The 22,570-nt window shown below is 65.2% G+C and carries 19 protein-coding genes; 10 read left to right on the forward strand and 9 right to left on the reverse strand.

Annotated elements, in window-relative coordinates; all coding sequences use genetic code 11:
• Positions 1–11 precede the first annotated feature (11 nt).
• The 4 genes from AAIL66_RS12060 to AAIL66_RS12075 all read left to right on the forward strand — a co-directional run bounded on the left by AAIL66_RS12060 (position 12) and on the right by AAIL66_RS12075 (position 3,099).
• Positions 12–161, forward strand: a complete 150-nt coding sequence (locus AAIL66_RS12060) for a DUF2478 domain-containing protein (RefSeq protein WP_343496882.1) — start codon at positions 12–14, stop codon at positions 159–161.
• Positions 155–1,207 (forward strand): iron ABC transporter substrate-binding protein, encoded by a 1,053-nt coding sequence (locus AAIL66_RS12065; protein WP_343496841.1) that lies wholly within the window; start codon positions 155–157, stop codon positions 1,205–1,207. The genes AAIL66_RS12060 and AAIL66_RS12065 overlap by 7 nt, the downstream gene beginning before the upstream one ends.
• 135 nt (positions 1,208–1,342) lie before the next feature.
• Entirely contained in the window at positions 1,343–2,344 is a 1,002-nt protein-coding gene (locus AAIL66_RS12070) for an iron ABC transporter permease (RefSeq protein ID WP_080746190.1), read from the forward strand.
• Complete coding sequence (locus AAIL66_RS12075) at positions 2,344–3,099, forward strand: ABC transporter ATP-binding protein (protein ID WP_343496842.1); 756 nt, start codon at positions 2,344–2,346, stop codon at positions 3,097–3,099. The genes AAIL66_RS12070 and AAIL66_RS12075 overlap by 1 nt, the downstream gene beginning before the upstream one ends.
• Positions 3,100–3,104: 5 nt before the next feature.
• Here the strand turns inward: AAIL66_RS12075 and AAIL66_RS12080 are convergent, their stop codons facing one another.
• From AAIL66_RS12080 to AAIL66_RS12090, 3 genes are all read right to left on the reverse strand, one after another.
• A complete protein-coding gene (locus AAIL66_RS12080; protein WP_343496843.1) occupies positions 3,105–5,099 on the reverse strand; it encodes an FUSC family protein in 1,995 nt (664 codons plus the stop codon).
• Positions 5,096–5,587, reverse strand: a complete 492-nt coding sequence (locus tag AAIL66_RS12085; RefSeq protein ID WP_034390959.1) for a MarR family transcriptional regulator — start codon at positions 5,585–5,587, stop codon at positions 5,096–5,098. Before AAIL66_RS12085 ends, AAIL66_RS12080 begins: the two co-directional genes overlap by 4 nt.
• Before the next feature lie 175 nt (positions 5,588–5,762).
• The gene (locus AAIL66_RS12090) at positions 5,763–6,851 is read right to left on the reverse strand and encodes a YeiH family protein (RefSeq protein ID WP_034381442.1); all 1,089 of its coding nucleotides are present in this window, start codon (positions 6,849–6,851) and stop codon (positions 5,763–5,765) included.
• Positions 6,852–7,116: 265 nt separating this feature from the next.
• On the opposite strand from AAIL66_RS12090, the gene AAIL66_RS12095 reads away from it, so the two are divergent.
• Both AAIL66_RS12095 and AAIL66_RS12100 read left to right on the forward strand, forming a co-directional pair.
• The gene (locus AAIL66_RS12095; RefSeq protein ID WP_343496844.1) at positions 7,117–8,061 is read left to right on the forward strand and encodes a LysR family transcriptional regulator; all 945 of its coding nucleotides are present in this window, start codon (positions 7,117–7,119) and stop codon (positions 8,059–8,061) included.
• A gap of 138 nt (positions 8,062–8,199) precedes the next feature.
• Complete coding sequence (locus AAIL66_RS12100; protein ID WP_034357313.1) at positions 8,200–8,421, forward strand: hypothetical protein; 222 nt, start codon at positions 8,200–8,202, stop codon at positions 8,419–8,421.
• A 71-nt stretch (positions 8,422–8,492) separates the two neighbouring features.
• On the opposite strand, the gene AAIL66_RS12105 is transcribed toward AAIL66_RS12100, so the two are convergent.
• Complete coding sequence (locus AAIL66_RS12105) at positions 8,493–8,993, reverse strand: CreA family protein (protein WP_034357315.1); 501 nt, start codon at positions 8,991–8,993, stop codon at positions 8,493–8,495.
• Between the two features lie 274 nt (positions 8,994–9,267).
• On the opposite strand from AAIL66_RS12105, the gene AAIL66_RS12110 reads away from it, so the two are divergent.
• The gene (locus AAIL66_RS12110) at positions 9,268–10,467 is read left to right on the forward strand and encodes an MFS transporter (RefSeq protein WP_343496845.1); all 1,200 of its coding nucleotides are present in this window, start codon (positions 9,268–9,270) and stop codon (positions 10,465–10,467) included.
• A 12-nt stretch (positions 10,468–10,479) separates the two neighbouring features.
• On the opposite strand, the gene AAIL66_RS12115 is transcribed toward AAIL66_RS12110, so the two are convergent.
• The 4 genes from AAIL66_RS12115 to cphA (AAIL66_RS12130) all read right to left on the reverse strand — a co-directional run bounded on the left by AAIL66_RS12115 (position 10,480) and on the right by cphA (AAIL66_RS12130) (position 18,358).
• Complete coding sequence (locus AAIL66_RS12115) at positions 10,480–12,795, reverse strand: TonB-dependent receptor (protein ID WP_343496846.1); 2,316 nt, start codon at positions 12,793–12,795, stop codon at positions 10,480–10,482.
• Between the two features lie 84 nt (positions 12,796–12,879).
• Entirely contained in the window at positions 12,880–13,254 is a 375-nt protein-coding gene (locus AAIL66_RS12120; protein ID WP_256629734.1) for a DUF2946 family protein, read from the reverse strand.
• A 256-nt stretch (positions 13,255–13,510) separates the two neighbouring features.
• Entirely contained in the window at positions 13,511–16,081 is a 2,571-nt protein-coding gene (cphA, locus tag AAIL66_RS12125; RefSeq protein WP_034390920.1) for a cyanophycin synthetase, read from the reverse strand.
• Between the two features lie 96 nt (positions 16,082–16,177).
• On the reverse strand, positions 16,178–18,358 hold the full coding sequence (gene cphA, locus AAIL66_RS12130; RefSeq protein WP_034409253.1) for a cyanophycin synthetase: 2,181 nt from the start codon (positions 18,356–18,358) through the stop codon (positions 16,178–16,180).
• A gap of 225 nt (positions 18,359–18,583) precedes the next feature.
• Between cphA (AAIL66_RS12130) and AAIL66_RS12135 the strand changes: the two genes are divergently transcribed.
• The 3 genes from AAIL66_RS12135 to AAIL66_RS12145 all read left to right on the forward strand — a co-directional run bounded on the left by AAIL66_RS12135 (position 18,584) and on the right by AAIL66_RS12145 (position 22,012).
• Positions 18,584–20,881 carry an ABC transporter ATP-binding protein gene (locus tag AAIL66_RS12135; RefSeq protein ID WP_343496847.1) on the forward strand — a complete coding sequence of 766 codons (2,298 nt, stop codon included), beginning with the start codon at positions 18,584–18,586 and terminating at the stop codon, positions 20,879–20,881.
• Positions 20,878–21,369, forward strand: a complete 492-nt coding sequence (locus tag AAIL66_RS12140) for a DUF1854 domain-containing protein (RefSeq protein ID WP_034381453.1) — start codon at positions 20,878–20,880, stop codon at positions 21,367–21,369. The genes AAIL66_RS12135 and AAIL66_RS12140 overlap by 4 nt, the downstream gene beginning before the upstream one ends.
• A 205-nt stretch (positions 21,370–21,574) precedes the next feature.
• Positions 21,575–22,012, forward strand: a complete 438-nt coding sequence (locus AAIL66_RS12145) for a hypothetical protein (RefSeq protein ID WP_034357327.1) — start codon at positions 21,575–21,577, stop codon at positions 22,010–22,012.
• A 65-nt stretch (positions 22,013–22,077) separates the two neighbouring features.
• Here AAIL66_RS12145 and AAIL66_RS12150 read toward each other — a convergent pair whose 3' ends face one another.
• Positions 22,078–22,545 (reverse strand): EF-hand domain-containing protein, encoded by a 468-nt coding sequence (locus tag AAIL66_RS12150; protein WP_034409026.1) that lies wholly within the window; start codon positions 22,543–22,545, stop codon positions 22,078–22,080.
• Positions 22,546–22,570: the final 25 nt, after the last annotated feature.

The following is a 22,570-nucleotide window of genomic DNA, read 5'->3' on the forward strand; positions in this document are numbered from 1 at the left end:
CCGGCATTCCCGTGATCACGGCCGTGGCGGCCCGCCACGAGGCCGGCTGGCAGAGCTTTACCGGCGGCGCCTTCGTGCGCCTGCCGGTCGACGAGCAGGCACTGCTGCACTGGTGCCGGCAGCAGCTGGCACGCGAAGACAGGGAAGACCTTGCATGCTGACGCGGCGCCAATGGCTGCAGGCCGGAGCTGCGACGCTGGCCTCGGGCCTGTATCAGGGCGAGGCCTGGGCCCAGGATGGCGGCTCGGTCATCGCAGCCCGCTTTGGCTCGCTGCCGGCACGGCCGGGCCGCGTGTTCGCTTCGGGTCCGCCGGCCGGCGTGCTGCTGGCCGCGCTGGCGCCGCAGCAACTGCTGGGCTGGCCCATGCAGCTCGGCGATGCGGCGCGCGCCCATCTGGGGTCGCCGCTGCAGGCATTGCCCTATCTGGGACGCCTGTCGGGGCGCGGCAGCACGCTGCCGCTTGAAAAGCTGCTGGCGCTGCAACCCGATCTGGTGCTGGACTCCGGGACCTCCGACGCCACCCATGTCTCTGCCATCGAACGTCTGGCCCGCCAGACGGGCCTGGCATGCGTGCTGGTGCAGGGCAGCCTGAGCGACCATGCGCGCCAGCTGCGCGAGGTCGGAGCTTTGCTGGGTGCAGCCGAGCGTGGCGAGACCCTGGCCCGACATGCCGACGAAGCGGCCAGGCTGATGCGCGCCGTGACTGCCGGCCTTGGTGAGCAGGCCCGGCCGCGTGTCTATCTGGGGCGCGGCGCCAACGGCCTGGAAACCGGGCTGGCCGGCTCCATCAATGTCGAGGTGATCGAGTATGCGGGCGGCCGCAATGTGGCGGCCCAGGCCGGCAGGGGCGGACTCACGCGCGTCTCCATGGAGCAGATCCTGGCCTGGGACCCCGAAGTCATACTGACCCAGGAGGCGGGTTTTGCCGAGCGTGTGCGCCAGGACCCCTTGTGGCGCGGCATCAGCGCCGTGCGCAGCGGCAGAGTGCACTGTGCGCCCGTGCTGCCTTTCGGTTGGCTGGACGGCCCGCCCAGCGTGAACCGGCTGATCGGCGTGCGCTGGCTGCTTGAGAAGTTGCATCCTGGCCGGCCCGCGCGGCATGGCGCCAAGCCCCTGGAGCAGGCGGTACGCGAGTTCTATGCACTGTTCTATGGCATCCAGCTGTCGCCGTCGCAGTTGCAAGCGCTGCTGCAGGCGGCGCGCTGAATGCATGGGGCTGGCATGAACTCATTCGATATCAGCGAAGGCGCTCAAAGCTCGAAAGAAGCGGGAAACTCGGAAAGCGCGGCATCAAGCAATGCCTCCGGGCATAGTCGCCAGCGCAGTCATCTGCGTGTGGGCATGGGCTGGTGGCTGGCCCTGGCCCTGCTGGCTCTGGTGTTGCTCTGGGCGTTGGGTTCGGGCCAGTTTGCGCTGGCACCGGCACAGCTGGCCGAAGCGCTATGGGCACGGGCCACGGGGGCGGCTTCGCCGCTGCCGTCAGCGGCCGAAACCGTGCTCTGGAACATCAGGCTGCCGCGCATCGCAGCCGGCATGGCGGTCGGCGCGATGCTGGCTGCAGCCGGTGCGGCCTACCAGGGCATGTTTCGCAACCCCCTGGTCTCGCCTGACATTCTTGGCGTTTCGGCCGGTGCCGGCCTGGGTGCCGTCATCGCCATCTATCTGGGCCTGTCGATGTTTGCCGTGCAATGGCTGGCCTTTGGTGGCGGTCTGATCGCAGTGGCCGTCGTGGTGGCTATCAGCGCCTGCGTGCGCAGGCACGATCCGGTGCTGGTGTTGGTACTGGCCGGTATTGCACTGGGCGCCCTGCTGGGGGCCGGCATTGCTCTGATCAAGACCCTGGCCGACCCGAACACCCAGCTGCCGTCCATCACCTTCTGGCTCATGGGCGGCCTGTCGGCCGTGACGCTGCAGGAAGTGGCCGCCACGGCGCCCGTGATGCTGGCGGCCCTGCTGCCTTTGCTGCTGCTGCGCTGGCGCATCAATCTGCTGGCCCTGCCCGATGAGGAGGCGCGGGCTCTGGGCGTGCCGGTCGGGCGGCTGCGCCTGGTGCTGGTGGTCTGCGCCACGCTGGGCACGGCGGCGGCCGTGTCGCTGGCCGGCATCATCGGCTGGGTCGGGCTGGTGGTGCCGCATGTGGCGCGCCTGCTGGTCGGCCCCGATTTCGTGCGCCTGCTGCCGGCCTCGGCCCTGCTGGGTGCGGGCTTTGTGGTGGCGGCCGATACGCTGGCCCGCAGCATGGCGCGCATCGAGCTGCCGCTGGGCATTCTGACTGCTCTGGTCGGCGCACCGTTTTTTCTCTATCTGCTGGCCCGCACGGGCCGCCGCGAAGGAGATGTCTGATGACGGTGCTGGACTTGCAGGGCCTGAGCACCGGCCATGGCCGCTGCGTGGTCAGCGAAGCGGTGGATCTGTCGATTGACGCGGGCGAGGTGCTGTGTCTGCTCGGCCCCAACGGCTGCGGCAAGACCACGCTGTTTCGCACGGTTCTGGGCCTGCTGCCGCCGCTGGCGGGCCGGGTGCTGGTGGAGGGCCAGCCGGTACAGCACTGGCCGCGCGCGGAGTTCGCGCGCCGCGTCGGCTATGTGCCCCAGGCCCAGGCCGGAGTGTTTGCCTTCGAGGCTCTGGACATGGTGCTCATGGGACGCGCCGCGCGCCTGCCCCTTCTGGCCAGGCCGTCCGGAGCGGACCGGGCCATGGCACTGGCCTGCATGGAGCGGCTGAAGATCTCCCATCTGGCCGCGCGCCGCTACACCGAGCTCAGCGGCGGCGAGCGGCAACTGGTGTTGATTGCACGCGCGCTGGCGCAGGAGCCGGCGCTGCTGGTCATGGACGAGCCCACGGCCAGCCTGGACTTCGGCAACCAGATCCGCGTGCTGGAGCAGATCGGGGCGCTGAGCGCACAGGGCATGGCCATGCTGTTGTCCACCCACCAGCCAGAGCACGGCTTGCGCGTGGCCAGCCGGATCGCTTTGCTGGGCCATGGTCGGCTGCTGGGCGTGGGCGAGCCGCGCGCCGTGGCCACGCCCGCAGCGCTGGCTGAGCTCTATGGCGTCAGCAAGGCGGCGATTGCCGCCCATCTCTCGGGCAGCCTCTGAAGTGGTCAGCGCAACGCGGCGCTGGAGGCAAAGAAGGCCGGATGCTCGCGGATGTCCTGGGCGGCCAGCCGCAGTTGCAGCGCCTGCTCGGGCTGGCGCTGCTGTATGCGCCGGGCCAGGCCTTGCAGCAGCGGCACGGCCCTGGCGGGAGCGCTGGGCAATTGCTGCAGTCTCTGCAGCGCGCTGCGCACACCGCGCAAGCTGCTTTCGGACAGGAGTACATCCGCCTGCAACTGGTGCAGGATCAGCACGGCCTTGCCCACCCGCAGCGCGGCCAGACCGCAGTCGGCCGCGTCCTGCACGGCGGGGGCGCTGACTTTTTCGGAGGCGCGCACCAGGCGCAGCAGGCGGTGATAGAGGCGGGCGCGCCACACGCGCACGTCTCGGGCGTGCACCGGGGCGCAGGCCATGTCCTGCAACTCATGAACCATCATGGCGCGCAGGCCGTTGAGCCTGCCTTGCGCGGTGACGGGCAGGATGAAGCGATAGGCGGCCCAGCCGGCCAGCGGGCCGGTGACGATGGCAAAGGCCATGGACAGCGAGTGGCCCACATCGAGCTGGTAGGGGAAATGCGGCGACAGCGCCAGCAGGATCACCATATTGCAGTCAAAGCCGTACAGCGTGGTGCGGCGGTGGCTGAGCAGCAGGGCGCCAAGGAAGATGAAGGGCAGCATCATCAGCACCATCTGCAGCTGGCTGTTGGCGAACGGCCAGGCAAACCACTGGCAGACCAGCGCCACGCCCGCGCCCATGGCCTGGCCCAGAATCACAAAGCGCATGGTGAAGGCCGGGTTCTCGAACGAGGAGAACACGGTGATCATCACCGACAGGCCCAGCAACATATAGGCGCCGCCATGCCAGCCCGTGACGACCCAGATCAGGCCGACCAGAAAAATGGAGCTGAAGGCCCGCAGCATGGCCCGGCGCGCGCCCACCCAGTCGCTGTGCAGGACCACGGGCAACTGGCGTGCGCGATGGTGGGCTGGCAGAGTCAGGTCGCTGGCAGCCACAAAGTGAGCCTGCAGGGCCAGGCCGATATTGCCCAGAATCTCCTCGGCATGGCCCCAGCCGGCGGCGGCGCTGCGGGCCGTGGCGATGGCGTCGATGGCGGCTAGCGGTGCGGGCTGGGTTTCGAGCAGCATGGCGGCCTGCTCCAGCGCGGCCGTCATGGCCTGGGCCTGCGCAGGCGTGAATGCCGGGGTGATGGTCTTGCCCGTGCTGTCGCGCAGCCAGAGCAGGGCCGAAATCTGGGTGTTGATCAGGCGGCGCAGCGCCCGCACGGCGCGGCGCGAACGCTGCGAGCCCGCGGCATGTGGGTCCAGCCCTTCTTCGATGGCAGCCATCACGGCCAGTCGCTCAGCCAGGTCCCTGGGGCTGAGGGCGCTATGCCCGCTGGCCGTGGCCTGTGCGGCGTCCGCGATGTCGCGCAGCAGGCGGGCGCAGAGTCGCCGTACCCTGCCGTCGCCGGGGATTTCAGCGCCCACGGGCGTGAACAGCCAGCCCACGACGAGGGCGGCAGCCACGCCGGTCAGTGCGGTGAACAAACGATCCCAGCCCAGCGCGTAGACATGGGCGGGGTTGCCGTTGTCCAGCAGGGCTACCATTGAGGCCGAATAGCCGGCCAGCATGGTGCCGTAGGAGGCAAAGCTGCGCTGCAGATTGCCCAGGCCCGCGCAGATGCCTATCCACACCGCCAGCCCCGTGACCAGCCAGAGCAGATCGCCATTGGCCACCAGCACCAGCACCACGCCGGCGGCCGTGCCGACCAGCGTGCCCGTGGTACGGAAAAAGCTTTTCTCCAGCAACTGGCCGCGCAGCGGCTGGGAGGCGGCCCAGACCGTCATGCCCGCCCATTGCGGATGTTCCAGCCCCAGGGCCCAGGCAGCGAACACGGCAATACAGGCTGCAAAAGCCGTGCGCAGATGCTGGCGCAGGCGGGCGCTGTCAAAGCCCCATAACGTGGCGCGCTCCAGCAGGCGGTCGTAGGCAGCCACGCTCATGCGCGCTCCTCGGTACCGGGATGGACTTGGGCTGAGCGCTGCTCGTGCATCTGCTCGATGCGGGCGCGAATCTTGTTGACGCCGTCCAGCATGGCTTCGACCTCGGAGTCCTCAAGGTCCTGCAGCAGGCTGAGCTCGGCCTCCAGCATGGTGGCGCGGACATGGTCCACGGCGCTATTGCCTTCGGCCGTGAGGAAGATGCGCTTGCTGCGGCGGTCGGCCACATCGGCTCGGCGCTCCACCCAGCCCTTGCCCTCGAGAATGTCCAGCAGGCGCACCAGGCTGGAGCCATCGAGGCCCACGCGCTCGGCCAGCTCCTTTTGCGTCACGCCGTCGCCCCAGGCGCGCAGATGCAGAAGCGGCGTCCAGGTGGCGTCGGTCAGGCCGCTGGCCGCCAGCTGTTCTTCGACAAAACGCCGCCATTGGCGGGTCAGGGTGACCATGAGAAAGCCCAGGCGGTCGCGGGAGGGAGCATCGGCAAAAGACATGGCCGAATTTTGATGCTCACACAATTAATTTGCAATTCAAACTAATTGAGTCTGCATTTATAACAAGGGTATTCCCTTGTATTCATGCAAAAAAAGAGAGCGACAAGCGCTCTCTTCCAAAGGGTTTCAGACCTGTAGATTTTCTATTTCTAATCCAGTCAGGCGCAAGCCGCTATCAAAAAAGTGTTGGAATCCAGAGGTTCAATGCCAGGCCGGCGACCAGCAACCAGGCGAACAGAGCCAGGGCCAGAATCAGCGGCTTGGTGCCGGCAGCACGCACGGCGCGGATATGGGTGGTCAGGCCCAGAGCGGCCATGGCCAGGGCCAGCAGCGCGTTGTCGAGTTGAATGCCGACGCTGACCACTTCCTTGGGCAGCACGCCCAGGGAGTTGACGCCGGCCATGGCCACGAAGCCCACGGCAAACCAGGGAATGGTGATCCGGTTGCCGGGCTGGCCGTTGTTCACACCCAGGGTCCGTTCGCTGCGTGTCAGCCACATGGACAGCACCAGCAGGAAGGGCGCCAGCATCATCACGCGAACCATCTTGGCGATCACCGCCGTATCGGCGGCCTGGCTGCCTATGGCTTCGCCGGCGGCCACGACCTGGGCCACCTCATGCACGGTGGAGCCGACGAAAACGCCGTACTGCTGCATGCTGGTGTCTATCCAGCCGTACTCGGCATTCCAGTGGAACAGCGCCGGGTAGAGAAAGGTGCCGATGGTGCCGAACACCACCACGGTGGCCACGGCCACGGCCACGTCCTCGGCACGGCCCTTGACCACGGGTTCGGTGGCCAGCACAGCGGCAGCGCCGCAGATGGAGGCGCCTGCCCCCACCAGCATGGTGGTGCGCTTGTCCATGCCCAGCAACTTCTGGCCTATCCACTGCGCCAGCAAAAAGGTGCTGGACAGCACCAGCGCATCGATCACCACACCGGCCATGCCGACCTGGCCGATGTCCTGGAAGGTCAGGCGCAGACCGTAGAGCACGATGCCGGTGCGCAGCAGACGGGCCTTGGTGAAGGCGATGCCGCTGGCACACTGGCTGGCGATGGCCGGATAGACGGTGTTGCCGATCAACAGGCCGATGATGATGGCCAGCGTCAGCGCGCTCAGGCCGTTGTTCCTGATGGCCGGAAACTGCGCGGCCCAGGTGGCCACGGCAGCGATGGCGCCCGCCAGCAGCAGGCCGGGAATCATCCCGCCGGTTTTGTGCATCCAGCCTTGCGAGGGTGCGGAGTTTTTCAGTGTTGTAGTGTTCATCGTGACCTTTCGCAGCAGGCAAGACAACAGGTCTGATTGCCGGCATGGAGATCACTTTAGATTTCCTGGTTATATTTGTATAACTAATAGTTTTTGTAAGATCAACCTATAAAACAGGTAGATTGAGCTCTCTGCATCCTGCGATTCGACTCAATCATTGACTGGATGAGCCGGTGCCGTAGGGGCCGGGCCGCCCATTTTTTGCTGGTAGGCCAGGGCTCCTGGCGAGCCTGCTGTCATCGATACGAATATACGAATCATCGTCATGCTGCACCTCACCTTGCGTCAGTTCGAGATCTTCTGCGCCGTGGCTCAAAGCGGGACCACGGTGGCTGCCGCAGAGGCCGTAGCGCTTTCGCAGTCGGCCACCAGTGCCGCGCTGCAGCAGCTGGAGCAAGGCCTGGGCGTGCAACTGTTCGAGCGCGTGGGCAAGCGCCTGGTGCTCAACGATGCGGGTCGTGCGCTATTGCCTCAGGCCCTGAGCGTGCTGGAGCAGGCAAGAGGCATAGAGCAGACGTTTTCCGCGCGTGCGGCCAATATGCCGGTGCGCCTGCGCGTGGCGGCCAGCACCACCATCGGCACCTATGCGCTGCCCGAAGTGCTGGCGCGGCTGGCACGCTCGCATCCGCTGGTGCGCGTGGACCTGCAGATCGCCAATACCCAGGAAGTGGGCGAAGCCGTGCTGGCCATGGAGGTCGACATGGGCCTGATCGAGGGCAGCAGCCACTGGCAGGGGCTGGAGGTCGAGCCCTGGCTGCGTGACGAACTGGTCATCGTGGCATCGCCGCAGGACCCGCTGGCCGAGCAGGCGCGCAGCAAGCCGCTGGGCGTGGCAGCGCTGCGCAAGGCGGCATGGCTGCTGCGCGAGGCGGGCTCAGGCACGCGCGAGATGGTCGAGCATGCGCTGCTGCCGCATCTGCATCAGCTGCCTGCGACCGCCACGCTGGGCAGCTCCGAGGCGATTGCACGCTGTGTCGAGCAGGGGCTGGGCATCAGCTGTCTGTCGCGCGTGCTGGTGCAGTCACAGCTGCAGGCTCGTGCGCTGGAGATTCTGCCCACCACCTTGCCGCGCATGTGGCGCAACTTCTCTCTGGTGCAGCGCGCCGGAAAGCGCCGCTCGCCTGCGCTGCAGGCCTTTGTCGATGCCTGCAAGGCCGGCGAGCAGCCGTCGCTCGAGCCGTCCGCAGCCCAAGCTCCAAATATGCTGTAGCGCTTGAATGACAGTCGCAGGTAGCTATGTTTTCTTGACAATGATTTTGCTTGCGGCAGCGGTTTTTGCCCCTATATTGGGTAGACAAGTCAGGCGCGGGTTGCACGGCGCCGGCTTTCTCAAGCAGGGAGGAACACCATGAAAACCATCGATGAAATGCTGCACCTGGACCTGCTCACTCATGAACAGCATCTGCAGATCAGCCACTGGATCGACGATGCGCAGTCCCCCGAGGCCATTTTGCAGATGCCTGCCGGACTCTGGCAGGCCGTGGAGCGCGCCAGCCAGGCCATGGGCGTGAACGAGGATTTGCTGCGCCCGCCGGCGCTGGACGCAGGCGGCCTGATCTTCAGTCAGTAGCTCGCGCGGCCTGGGTCTTGAGTTAAAACTGCCTAAAACGCAGGCCGCACAAGCGCAGCCTGCCCTGATTTTCATTTCAGCGGGATAGCCGTGCCCTGGGGCACGGCCACGGCGGTGACGCTGTTCTGCGGAGAGCCCTCGATCACCCGATCCGAGTAGGTCATATAGATCAGGGCGTTGCGCTTGGCATCCACCATGCGCACCACACGCAGGCGCTTGAACAGCAGCGAGGTGCGCTCGGTAAACACTTCTTCCTGCTGCCTGAGCGGCGCGGGGAACTGGATATTGCCCGTGGCCTGGCAGGCGATAGACGCTTCCGAGCGATCCTCGGCCAGGCCCAGGCCGCCCTTGATGCCGCCGGTCTTGGCACGCGAGACATAGCAGGTCACGCCCGGCACCTTGGGGTCGTCATAGGCATCGACCACGATCTTGTGATCCGGGCCAATCCACTTGAAGACGGTATCCACGGCGCCGATCTGCTCGGCATGGCTCATGCCGACAAAGGCCATGGTTCCTACGGTGGCGGCTGCAACGGCCAGAGCGGCGGAGAGCAATTTCATGGTGGTGCGCATACAGTGAGTTAAGGGTTAACCCTTGTCTTTTGAAAGGGCATTGTGTCCCGAACAAGGGATTGGCAGCCGGGCTGAAGACAATACCGGCTGCTGCAGAGCTTTCTGTATTGCATCACGGTTTGCCCCGGCCTGCTGGCGGGCGCCGGCAGCTGAGACGCTGCCACAGGCATGACACAGCGCATGCCGGACTTGCTAACTCCCTCTTTGATCTGCGACGGCCCCTCGGGCGGTGGCTCCATGCAAGCGCCGCATCCACCGGATGTGGCTGTTATCTATGTCGGTGAACGTTTCCGCGCCCGGTCTGAGCGCTTCCTCCCTGTTGTTGATGGCACTGGCCTGCGGCCTGTGTGCGGGCGGCAACTATTTCAACCAGCCGCTGCTGCACTCGATTGCCGGTCATTTCTCGGTCAGCGAGTCGGCGGCCGCGACCAGCGTGACGCTGGCCCAGGTGGCCTATGCCGCAGGTCTTTTGCTGCTGGCGCCGCTGGGCGACAAGCTGCAGCGGCGCGGCCTGGCCGTGAGCCTGATGCTGCTGGCTGCCCTGGGGCAGGCGCTGTGCGGCCTGGCGGGTCAGTTCGATCTGTTTTTGCTGGGCACGCTGATGGCTGGTCTGTTCTCGGTTGCGGCCCAGGTGCTGGTGCCCATGGCGGCGGCGCTGGCCCAGCCTGGGCAAAGCGGGCGGGCCGTCGGTTGGGTGATGAGCGGTCTGCTGCTGGGCATTCTGCTGGCGCGCAGCGTGGCCGGCATGGTCTCGGAGGCCTGGGGCTGGCAAGCCGTCTACCAGGGCGCGGCGCTGGTGATGGCCGTGGTGGCGCTGTGGCTGTGGAGGGCGTTGCCGGCATCGCGCAACCCCAGCCCTGTCAGTTATCCACAGGTGCTGAGAAGCATGTGGCATCTGCTGCGCAGTCAGCCGGGCCTGCGCCAGCGCACCCTGGTCAGCGCGCTGGCGTTCGCCTCGGTCAGCGTGCTGTTCTCGACCATGGCGCTGCAGTTGTCCAGCGGTCCCCTGGGTCTGGATGACGGCCAGATCGGCTTGATCGGTCTGGCTGGCGCAGCGGGTGCCCTGGTGGCCACGCAGGCGGGGCGGCTGGTGGACAAGGGCCTGGGCCGCGTGAGCTGTGCCATCGGGGCGCTGGCCCTGCTGCTGTCCTGGCCGCTGCTGTGGGTGGGCGGAGCGCATCTGGGCTGGTTCGTGCTGGGCATGGTGGTGATCGATCTGGGTCTGCAATGCCTGAACATCACCAACCAGGCCACGGTGGCCCAGTTGCTGCCCGCAGCGCGCGGCCGCATGAATGCCGTCTATATGACGGGCTATTTCACGGGCGCGGCGGCGGGCTCGGCGCTGGGGACTCTCGCCTGGCGCATTGACGGCTGGCAGGGTGCCTGCGTGCTGGGCCCGGCCCTGGCGCTGCTGGCCTGCCTGGGCACTTTCAGGATGCGCAAGACCCATGGCCTGGTGGCCAGGTTGGCCTAGAACCGCCTGCGCCTAAAGATCCCAGCGCAGGGAGGCGCTAAAGCTTCTTTGCGGATAGGGATGGAAGTTCCAGTACCTGGCATTGTTGGCGTTGTCTATGCCAAAGGCGGCCGACAACTGCTTGTCGATCTGATAGCGTGCCCGCAGATCGACGCTGAAGTACTGGCTGGCACCCATATAGGTGTCGGCATGGACATCGCTGTTGTCCAGATTCGAGTACTGGCGCCCGCTGTAGCGCGCGGCCACCGTCAGGGCCCAGCGTTCATCGGGCTTGTAGGTGGCCCAGGCCGTAGCGCGCCAGCGTGGCACGCGCGGCTGCCATTTGCCGACGCTGGCCGGATTGGCGGCATTGGCCGTGATGCGCGAATTGGCCCAGGTCAGGCTGCCGCCCAGGTCCAGCCCCCGAATCCACACCGACTGCGCCGAGTAAGCCAGCTCCAGCCCCGAGGTACGAACCTGATCTACGTTCTGCACCGCAGAGATGGTGGTGCCGGGAATCAGCTGGCTGTAGAGCGCATCGCGCGTGCGCTCGTGGAACCAGGTTGCGCGCAGCAGGCCGTTACCCAGGTCTTGCTCGGCCGTCAGCTCGCCCGTCCAGGATTTTTCGGGTTTCAGATTCGGGTCATTGATGAAGGACAGCGCGCCGCCCGAAGTCGCGCCATACAGCTCGCCCACGGTGGGAAAGCGCACGGCACGGCCCAGCGAGGCCTTGAGCGTGGTGCTGTGGGCCAGCTGGTAGGCCAGCGCGGCCTTGGGCGAGAAATGCGATTCGCTGCGCTGGGCGTAACTCAGCTGGCTGCTGGCCGTGGCGGTGCGGCCCTGGCTGGCCGTCCAGTCCTCCCAGCGCAGACCCAGCACGGCCTTCCAGTCCCTGGCCAGCTGCCAGCTGTCCTGTGCCCAGGCATAGTGGGTCTCGGCTCTGCCGCCGACCTGGCTGACGACAGCCTGCTCGTTGGCCGGGCCGGACTGCCAGTCGCCCAGCACGTTGTATTTGCTGATGTTGAGCTTGTAGGCATCGCGGCCCAGGCCGAAGTCCACGATATGTGTGCCCTGCAGGCCCAGTATGTCGTTCTGTCGCCATGTGCCCTTGGCTGCCAGCGTGTTCCAGCCCGTGCCGTCCTGATCCTGCAGCGTGCCCTTGCCGCCCAGACTGGCAGCCGGCTGGGCCACGGTGGGAACACGCTGCTGATCCTTGCCGTAGTCATAGAGGCTGGCGCTGAGCTCCCAGTCGAACTCGCCCTGGGTATGGCTTTTGAGCGAGACGCCATGCATGGTGTGTGTCTGCTGGTCCTGGCTCAGGCCGAAGGCGGTGTCGGCCAGCTTGTAGGTCTTGCCGTCGATATTGATGTTGCCGCTATAGACCGGCTGGCCGTCGGGCCCGCGCAGATAGGTCTCGGAGCTGCCTCTGGCGCTGTTCTGCCACCAGCCCAGCGTGTAGCTGGCGCGCAGCGTGGGCGTGATGTCATAGGCCAGCTTGATCTTGGCGTGATCCTGCCGGGTGCGGTACTGCGTGCCCGCGCCCAGGATGTACCAGGGCTGGTTGGTGGTGTTGAGCCCGGCAATCGCCCCGGTCACGGGCGTGCCGGCACCGCCCGCCACGCCGGCGGACTGCAGCACGGTGGGGAAGGTCATGGGCTGGCCCTGGCTGTCGCTGCGGCTCAGATTGATCCAGTACGACCAGTCGCCGCTTCTGCTGCCGATGGAGGCGCTGGTATTCCAGCTGCGGTAATGGCCGCTGCTGCCCAGCACGTCGGCACTCTGGTGGGCATAGCCGGCGGCCACATGGGCTTCGAGCTTGTCGGGCATGCGCGTCACATAGTCCACCACGGCGCCGGCGGAATTGCCGGGGTAGGCGGCCGAGAACGGGCCGTACATGACATCGACGCGTTCGATCTCCTCAGGCGTCACCAGGCCCCAGCGCGGCGCATAGTTGCTGCCGTTGGCAATGCCATTGCCCAGATAGTTGGACAGCAAAATGCCGTCGGCATAGACGGCCGAGCGCGCGCTATTGCCCGTGCCCGAAGCGCGGGTAGAGAGGATGGCGTGGTTGTAGTCGCCGATATAGCGCTTGCGCACCAGCAGGCTGGGCAGATATTTGAGGGCATCCTCGCTGTCGGTGGCATTGATGCGGGTCTCTATCTCCTCGCGCGTGATGCCTTCGATGGTGGTCGGAATCTGCGTGGGCAGCGAGCTGGGCTGGCCGCCGTTGACGGTGACCACGCCCAGGGTCTTGGAGCGCTCAGGCAGGTCGGCGGAATCGGTTGAGGTCTGGGCCAGGCACGGCCATGCAATACCACTGACCACCAGCGGCAGAAAAATCTGTTTCATGAATGCTTACCTTGGGACGTGGTTGTCCCTATGAATCTGATTGCGGCCAGCGCAGATCGGAACTGCGCTAGAGCCTGAAATGGTTCAGAGGTAAACGGGAGGCGGTCCGCGCGCAGGCAGGGGGGCTGCGGTGAGTGAGGCGATGCGCGCCCGCTGCACGGGCTGCAGCGCATGCCACAGCGGCGATGCGGTAGGGGGCGGCAGCTGCAGCGCGGGCGGAGGCGGTGCTGCATGGGGCAGGCACATGGGGCAATCGAGGTGGCCCGCACCCAGGGCACTGCCGCCGTCTTCGCCCTTGACGATCAGCTTGACCGCGCCGGTGCTGGTGCAGATCAGCTCAAACCCCTGGGACTGGATCAGCGGCGCGGCTGCCGCCACCCCCATGGACAGTGCCATCCATGCCAGCACGCACCGGCCCAGCAGGCAGGTGGCAATGCGGCGAAGCTGTTGCAAGGTCATGGGTCGGGCGGTGCTGATATGCGTCCGCATCATACGTCGTCTGCCGCCTCAGACCATGCGTGAAAACCGCCGCGCAAGCCCTGCCGCAGGTGCAAAGTGCTGTGACTTCAAATACAGAACCCGGCGCAAGGCCGGGTCGGTATGGAGGGGCCGAGGGTTCATGCACGGCTCCTGGGCTGGAATATAGGCACTCGCTCAAGCGAGAGCCTGGACGGCCGCGCCGCCTCGCGGCGAGGCCGTCGTCCCCCTCAGGGGGTCACTGTCCATTCACATGCTTGCGCAGATGCTCCAGAGCTTCTTCCACCTGATCCACCAGCACCAGGCACAGGTCGCCGGGCTGCAGGCGAGCCAGGGCATGGTCGATGGCAAGGAACTCGCCATGGATCTCTGTGCTGTAGCTGGTGCGCGGAGCGCCTTCCAGGCCCTTTTTCAGCAGGGCCAGGACTTCTCCATCCACGCGGCCACGCTGGCAGGCGTCCTGATAGAGCACCACATCATCGAACACCTTGCCCAGGATCTGGGTCTGTTCGGTGATGTCCTGGTCGCGGCGATCGCCGGCGCCCGAGATCACCACGCTGCGGCGCTTGGCGGGCATGGCTTCCACGGCCTGCGACAGCGCGCGGATGGCGTCGGGGTTGTGGCCGTAGTCGGCAATGATGGTGGCGCCCTTGTAATCCATCACATTGAAGCGGGCAGGGGCGTTGTCGCTGTCGTTGAGGAAGCCGGCCAGACCGCGACGGATGGTCTGCCAGGGCAGGCCTGCGGCCCATGCGGCGCCGATGGAGGCCATGACGTTTTCCACCTGGAAGGTGATGGTGCCGTTACGGGTCAGCGGAATGTCGCGCAGCGCGATGCTCTCGCGCCAGGAGCCTTCTGCGGCCACGATGGCGTCGCCATCGACATAGACCACGCGGCTGCCCTGGGCACGGTGCGTGGCCATGACGGGGTGGTGGCGGTCGGCGGCAAAGAAGATGACCTTGCCGGGGCAGACATGGGCCATGGCCGCGACCAGTGGATCGGCGGCATTGAGCACGGCATAGCCCGTGGAAGCCACGTTCTGCACGATGACGCGCTTGAGAACGCTGACATCTTCCTTGGTGGTGATGAAGTTCAGGCCCAGGTGGTCGCCTTCGCCCACATTGGTGACCACGGCGACCTGGCAGCGGTCAAAGCCCAGGCCTTCACGCAAGATGCCGCCGCGTGCGCATTCCAGCACGGCCGCATCGGTCTCGGGGTGGGCCAGGGCGTTGCGCGCACTCTTGGGGCCAGAGCAGTCGCCGCTGTCGATCTGGCGGCCGTTGACGTACACGCCATCGGTATTGGTCATGGCAGTGCGCCAGCCATGCGAGGTGAACAGATGGGCGATCACACGCGTGGTCGTGGTCTTGCCGTTGGTGCCGGTGACAGCGACCAGGGGGATGCGGCCGTCGTCGCCGGGCGCGAACAGCTCGTCCACCATGGGCACGCCCACATTGCGGGGACGGCCGAAGGAGGGCGCCAGGTGCATGCGCAGGCCGGGGGCGGCATTGACTTCCACAATGCCGCCACTTTGCTCTTCCAGAGGCTTGAGCATGGTTTCGCAGACCACGTCCACGCCGCAGATATGCAGGCCGATGGTCTGTGCGGCCTCGATGGCGCGCGCGGCGATTTCGGGATGCACATCATCGGTCACATCGGTGGCGCTGCCGCCGGTGGACAGATTGGCGTTGTTGCGCAGCACCACGCGCTGGCCCTGGGCGGGCACGCTGTCAGGCGTCAGGCCTTCGCTGGCGATGCGGGCGATGGCGATGTCGTCCAGGCGTACCTTGGTCAGTGCCGTGCCGTGGCCGGAGCCGCGGCGCGGGTCCTGGTTGACGATGTTCACCAGCTCGCGGATGGTGTGCTGGCCGTCGCCCAGCACCTGGGGAGGCTCGCGGCGGGCGGCAGCGACCAGCTGGCCGCCGACGACCAGCATGCGGAAGTCATGGCCGGGCAAAAAGCGCTCGACGAGGATCTCGTCGCCAAATTCGCTGGCGGTCTTGTAAGCGGCCTCCAGGCCTTCGCGGGTGGTGATGTTCACCACCACGCCCTTGCCCTGGTTGCCGTCCTGGGGTTTGACCACCACGGGCAGACCCACTTCCTGGGCCACGGCCCAGGCGTCTTCCACGTCGGTGACGGGGCGGCCCATGGGTACGGGCACGCCGGCTGCATGCAGCAGGCGCTTGGTCAGATCCTTGTCCTGCGCAATGGATTCGGCCACGGCGCTGGTGGAGTCGATCTCGGCGGCCTGGAAGCGGCGCGCACGCGAACCCCAGCCCAGCTGCACCAGCGAGCCGGTGGTCAGGCGACGGAAGGGAATGCCGCGTGCTACGGCGGCATCGACGATGGCGCCTGTCGAGGGGCCGATACGGTCGTCCTCGTCCAGCTCGCGCAGCTCGGCAATCGTGGCGTCGGCGTCGAAGGGCGTGTCGTTCAATGCCGCCTGAATCAGGGCTTCGGCACGCTCCATGGCCAGCTTGCCCACGGATTCTTCGGTGTACTCGACCACCACCTGGAAGGTGCCTTGCTCCACGGTCTCGTGGGTGCGGCTGAAGGTGACGGGGCAGCCCGCCTGGGCCTGTAGCGACAGGGCGGCAACTTCCAGCACATGGGCCAGCGACAGGCGCTGGTCTGCGCCATGCGGCTGCAGCGTACCGATGGTGGGGAAACGCGCGCGCAGCTTTTCTTCAAAGCCGGGCATGGCGGTGTACAGCAGCTCGCTGTCTTCGCAGTGCACGATGGCTTCGATGGCTGTGCTGCGGGTCCAGAGGTTGGGGCCGCGCAAGGCTCGGTTGCGAGTGATCTGCATAGTGTTTCTTTCAGCTGGATTTCAAGCTTTTTCTTGGTCTGACGCTTGTGAGGAAAGCGTCAGCAGCTATATCTGTTGAAGCGTTTTATGGGGCAATCAAGCCTGGTATTCAAAGGTCTTGATGCCGGCGCCGATCAGCTCGGGCGTGATGTCCAGCGCCCAGGCGGAGGCAATCGCAGCCAGCAGCGCGCTGGTGTCGGGGCGCTTGCCGCCTGCCAGCGACAGCGCTTCCAGCGTGCCCAGCACACGCTCCTGCGTGCCTGTGGCCAGCACCACGTTATTGCCCTTGAGGAAGACGGCGCGGCCACCTTCATGACGGGCTTCGGTGTTGGCGCGGTGGGCGGCGACAAATTCATTGTCGGCACCGGTGGCGTACAGAATGACTTCGCCGTCGCAGAGCTCGGCCAGATCGGCCACTTCGGGCAGGTCGGCGTTGAGCACGCCCGCGCCTTCGTCCAGCACCACGTCGATCTGGGTGCGCATCACGCGGCGCATCTGGCCGGGCTCCAGCACATCGTGATCGGCCAGTTGCTCGTAGCCGTCCATGTCGGTGACCACGCCGACCAGGCAGCGGTCATAGGCCAGGCCTTCTTCCAGAATGGAACGGGCCGTGGTCTGGATGACGGCGGCTTCGGCCAGACGGTTGGTCAGCAGACGATGGGCTCCGGCCCAGTTGGCGGTATTGGTCTTTTGCGTATGGCGATTGGCGAGGAACATGCCTTCGCTGCTGGCCACGCCGGTCAGCTTGCCCGACAGCTGCAGCAGCCAGCCGACCAGGCGCGAAATGAAGGCGTTGTTGCGTGTGCCCACAATGCCGACCACGGGAATGCGACCAGCGCCGGCACCGTCTTCGCGGGGGAAGAGATGGTCGGCAATCGCCATGCCCACAGGACGCGGTGCGCCGCTGGTGGGCTTGAGGTGCATCAACAGGCCGGGGCCGGCGTTGACTTCCAGAATCGCTCCCTGGCCCTGCATGGGCTTGGAGACATCCTTGAGGATCATGTCCATGCCGGCAATGTCCAGGCCAACGATCTTGGCGGCCAGCACGGCGTAGTAAGCCACGTCGGGGTGTACATCGTCCAGGCAGTCGATGGCCATATTGCCGTTGCGCTGCAACAGCACGCCCTGACCCTGGGGGATCACGCTGTCGGGCGTCACATGCTGGCGATTGAGTTCCAGCTTGACGGCGCCGGCTTCCAGATTGATCCAATCCAGCGGGTATTCCTGCTCGGGGCCGCGGCGCGGGTCCTGGTTCAGCACTTCCACCAGCTCGCGCAGCGTGGCATTGCCATTGCCGTAGACGGAAACCGTCTCGCCCTTGGTCGCTGCCACCACCTTGCCGCCCACGACCAGCAGGCGGTGCTCCACGCCGTCGATGAATTTTTCGACGATCACGTCCGAGCCTTCGGGCTGGGCCAGTGCAAACGCGGCCTTGATGTCCGCTTCCTTGGACAGCTCCAGGGTCACGCCACGGGCATGGTTGCCGTCCGAAGGCTTGACGGTCACGGGAAAGCCGATGTCCTGCGCCACTTCCCAGGCTTCTTCGGGCGATGCCACGATCTGGCCTTCTGGCACGGGCACGCCGCAGGCGGCCAGCAGGCGCTTGGTGAAGTCCTTGTCCTGGGCAATGCCTTCGGCGATGGCGCTGGTCTGGTCGGACTCTGCGGTCCAGATGCGGCGCTGTGCCGCGCCATAACCCAGCTGCACCAGGTTGCCGTCGTTGAGGCGGATATGGGGGATGCGGCGCTCGCTGGCGGCATCGACGATGCAGCCTGTCGAGGGGCCCAGGTAGCGGTCGTTGATGGCCGTCTTGATGGCATGCACGGCGGGCTTGAGGTCGAACGGCTCGTCATTGATGGCCGCCATCAGCAGCTTGTGCCCATATTCCAGCGCCACGCGGGCCACGGCCTCTTCGGGGCAGCGGAACACCATGCGGTACACGCCGCGCCTGGAAATTTCGCGGGTCTGACCGAACTCGGCGGGCATGCCGGCCAGGTTCAGCAGCTCGATGATTACATGCTCCATCACATGACCCATCCAGGTGCCGCCTTCCAGGCGCTGGATGAAGCCGCCGCGCTCGCCGACGCCACAGGTGTGCTCGATCAGGTCGGGCAGCCAGCTGGTCAGGCGCTCGTTGAGGCCGGGAATCTTGTTGGACGGATAGTCTTCCAGCTCTCCCAGATCCAGCCAGACCTCCAGTACCGGGCGGTAGGTCCAGACACTGGGGCCACGCAGGAAAGTTGTGCGCAAGAGTTGGATGTCGTTGAATTTCGCCATGTTGATCAGCGGATAGGAATGAGGAGAGCAGGTTTTCTTAAACTCCTGCCCCTGATAGGTTGGCATTGTGCGCCCAGAATCTGCATTGTGAAGCTTGTCAGCCTAAATGCAGGTTCGCGCGTTAACCAGGATATATCGGACGTCAGGCGCAGCCATATTCACCATGCCGATGCGGTTGCCCGCATGACTCTTGGAGCCGCCATCGGCGGAGAAAAATAACTCAACATGCAACATCACCATACTGTGGACGCCTCGGCAGTCTTCGCCGGCCCCCTGGGGGGCGAGCTGCGAGCAAGACTCGCTGAACATGAAAACGTATTAGCCGTCGTCCCGGTTGACCTGAGTGCGGATTTGCAGTTCGGCAGCGGCCTGCTGGCCCTGACCCAGGAGCGTCTGCTGGCCTGCGATCCCAAGACCCAGCAGTGGCGTGAATGGGCCCTGGCAGTAGATCAAAGCCTGCGCCTGCAGGATCATGGCGGTGTAGGCAACCTGGAACTGCATGACAGGAGCGCGCGTCTTGCACAGTGGCTGATCACGCTGAAGCATCAGACCTCCATGCTGCAGCTGATGCAGCAGTTCGACCGCCAGCGCGAGCGCATCGCACGTCAGGAGGCCTATAGCGCGGTCAGCGATGAGGATGTCCCGCATTGCCCGGTCTGCCGCTCGGTGCTGCCGCCCGATACCGAGGAATGCCCGGCCTGCGCACGCCAGCAGGCACCCCAGACCTCCACCTGGGTGCTGCTGCGCCTGTGGCGTTTTGCCAAGCCCTACCAGGGCCAGCTGCTGCTGGGCTTCTTGCTGACCCTGGCCACCACGGCGGCCCAGTTGGTGGCGCCTTATCTGACCATCCCGCTGATGGACAAGATCCTGATTCCGTTCCAGAACGGTGAAAAAATCGACCGGGATCTGGTTTTCTTCTATCTGGGCATGCTGCTGCTGTCGGCGCTGCTGGCCTGGGCATTGGGCTGGGCACGTACTTTCGTGCTGGCCAAGGTGTCCGAGCGCATAGGCTCCAATCTGCGCACCACCACCTACAACCACTTGCTGAACCTGTCGGTGGACTACTACGGCAGCAAGCGCACGGGGGATCTGATGGCGCGTATCGGTGCCGAAACCGATCGCATCAATCTGTTTCTGTCGCTCAACGCACTTGATTTTGCAACCGATGTGCTGATGATCGTGATGACATCGGCCATCCTGTTCTCCATCAACCCCTGGCTGGCGCTGGTCACGCTGGTGCCGCTGCCCTTCATCGCCTGGATGATCCATACCGTGCGCGATCGCCTGCGCACGGGCTTCGAGAAGATAGACCGCGTCTGGTCCGAGGTGACCAATGTGCTGGCCGACACCATTCCCGGTATCCGCGTGGTCAAGGCTTTCGCACAGGAAAAGCGTGAAGCCGACCGCTTTGCCGACGCCAATCTGATCAATCTCCAGGCCAACGACAAGGTCAATAAGACCTGGTCGCTGTTCACCCCCACGGTGACGCTGCTGACCGAGGTCGGCATTCTGGTGGTCTGGGGCTTCGGCATCTATCTGGTGGCCGGCGGCTCCATCACGGTCGGTGTGCTGACCGCCTTCATCGCCTATATCGGCCGTTTCTATACCCGCCTGGATTCGATGAGCCGCATTGTCTCGGTCACGCAGAAGGCTGCTGCCGGTGCCAAGCGCATCTTCGACATCCTCGACCATGTCAGCAATGTGCCCGAGCCCAGCAACCCCGTGAAGCTGCCCGGCAAGGCCAAGGGTGCCATCACCATGGAGGATGTGGGCTTTCGCTACGGCAGCCGTGCCGTCATCAAGCATCTGAACCTGGAGATCAAGCCCGGCGAGATGATCGGACTGGTCGGCCACAGCGGCTCGGGCAAGAGCACCCTGGTCAACCTGATCTGCCGTTTCTACGACGTCTCCGAGGGCTCCATCCAGCTCGACGGCGTGGACGTGCGCCGCATGTCCGTGTCCGACTACCGCAGCAATATCGGCCTGGTGCTGCAGGAGCCCTTCCTGTTCTTCGGCACGATCGCCGAGAACATCGCCTACGGCAAGCCCGATGCCACGCGCGAGGAAATCGTGGCCGCGGCGCGTGCCGCCCATGCCCACGAGTTCATCCTGCGCCTGCCCCACGGCTATGACTCCCTGGTCGGCGAGCGCGGCCAGGGCCTGTCGGGTGGCGAGCGCCAGCGTATCTCCATCGCGCGTGCGCTGCTGATCGATCCGCGCATCCTGATCCTCGACGAAGCCACCTCGGCCGTGGATACCGAGACCGAAAAGGAGATCCAGAAGGCGCTGGACAATCTGGTGCAGGGGCGCACCACGATCGCCATTGCCCACCGCCTGTCCACCTTGCGCAAGGCCGACCGTCTGGTGGTCATGGATCGTGGTGAGATCGTCGAAGTCGGCCCGCACGACGAGCTGATGGATCTCAAGGGCCATTACTTCCGCCTGTACGACGCGCAGGCACGTCGTGCCGAAGAGGATGCGCAAGCGGCCGGCCTCAAGCTGCAGACCAAGGAAACACAATGATCGAAGCTCCCCAATCCAATTTGAGCGGCATGCAGCTGGAGCGCAACGCCCATGGCCGTCTGGTGCTGACCCTGGGCAACGGCCTGGTCTACGAAGCCGTCGTTCCCGTGCGCGCATTTCCGATTGCCGCGCCTGCCGAAGGGCTGTCGCTGATCGCCTCCGATGGCAAGGAAGCGCTGTGGGTGGCCCGCATGGCAGACCTGCAGCCCGAGCATCGTCAGCTGATCGAGCAGGACCTGGCAGTGCGGGAGTTCGTGCCGACCATAGAGCGTATTCTCAAGGTCTCGAGTTTCTCCACCCCCAGCACCTGGGAGCTGCAGACGGATCGCGGTCTGACGCAGATGGTGCTCAAGGCCGAGGAAGACATCCGCAAGCTGTCAGGGCGCACCCGACTGCAAATCACGGGCCAGGATGGCGTGCAATATCGGATTCCCGACAGCAGCAAGCTGGACCGGCATTCGCGCAAGCTGCTGGAGCGCTTTCTGTAAGCTGCGCAGCGCGACTATTTCAAGGGCTTCGCATAATCGCGAGGCCCTTTTTTGTATCAAATTGCGCAGTGGTGCTTGATATATATAGACTAATAGCTATCAAAATAGGATTGAAAATAATCCTACAGTTTTCTCAAGCGTGGCCGATAACAGGGCGAGATAGCTGATTTTCCGCCTGCACCTTTTTACTGCCGAGGGCCAAGCCATGCAAATTCCACCTCTAGACCGGACACAGACGCCCTGGCGTACCCAGGGTGCGGATTTGTATTCCACAGGCGCCTCTGGCGCCGCGCCGGTGCGCCCCGTGAATGCGGTGAATGCGACGGAGTCGGTGGACAAGATCGGCGAGGGCCGCACGGTGCGCGAGCCCGAGAAGCCCTCGGCTCCCGATACCGAGAACCGAGACTGGACGCTGGCCGAGGAGGTCAAGCAAAAGGAGGAGGTCGAGGAGCCACCCAAGGAGCCGATCTCCAAGCAGCTGATCGAGTTCATCCAGTCCATGTGGCGCGCCAGCGCCCAGGCGGTGGAGCAGGCGCAGGAAACCAGCAAGTCGGAAGATCTGCTGCAGAGCAAGCAGACGGCGCGCAATGAGCCGCTGACTTATTCCGAGCCCCGGATAAAGCGCAGCGGCAACGCCAAGTAAGCGATTGCTTTTATTTTGAGAGCTTATTGCGCTTGATATTCAAGCGCTTCAGCTATTTTTATATCTTATTTGCTTTCAGGATCAGCGCTGTCAGCTTCTGATTTGTGAGCGTCGTCCTTGGCCGGTGCAGCTGCCACGGCTTCCGCGGCCTTGGCCTTTTCACGCGCTGCACGGTATTTGACGGCAAAGGCGCGCACTTCCTCATAGGTGACGAAGCCGTCCTTGTTGGTGTCGGTTTCGTCAAAGGCGGCGGCCAGCTTGGGGATGATGGCCACTTCCTTGCGGCTGAGCTTGCCATCCTGGTTGAAGTCCAGCATCTTGAACTGCTGCTGGGCCTTGATCTCGCCCTTGGAGAGCTGGGTTCCCTGTCTTTCCGCCATCTTGTCGCCGGCAGTTTCCTCGGCGCGCACCGTGGGCAGCAGCAGCACGGCGCTGGTCAGCAGCACGCCCATGGCGGTTTTCATGACCGAGCTGCTGCGCGCGACGAAGGGGTGTTTCTTGGCTTTTGACATAGCGGTACAGGTGAGGGCCATGACGGCATTCTCAAGCACTGTCCCG

Source organism: Comamonas sp. F1-6, assembly GCF_039581415.1.
Taxonomy (GTDB): domain Bacteria; phylum Pseudomonadota; class Gammaproteobacteria; order Burkholderiales; family Burkholderiaceae_C; genus Comamonas; species Comamonas thiooxydans.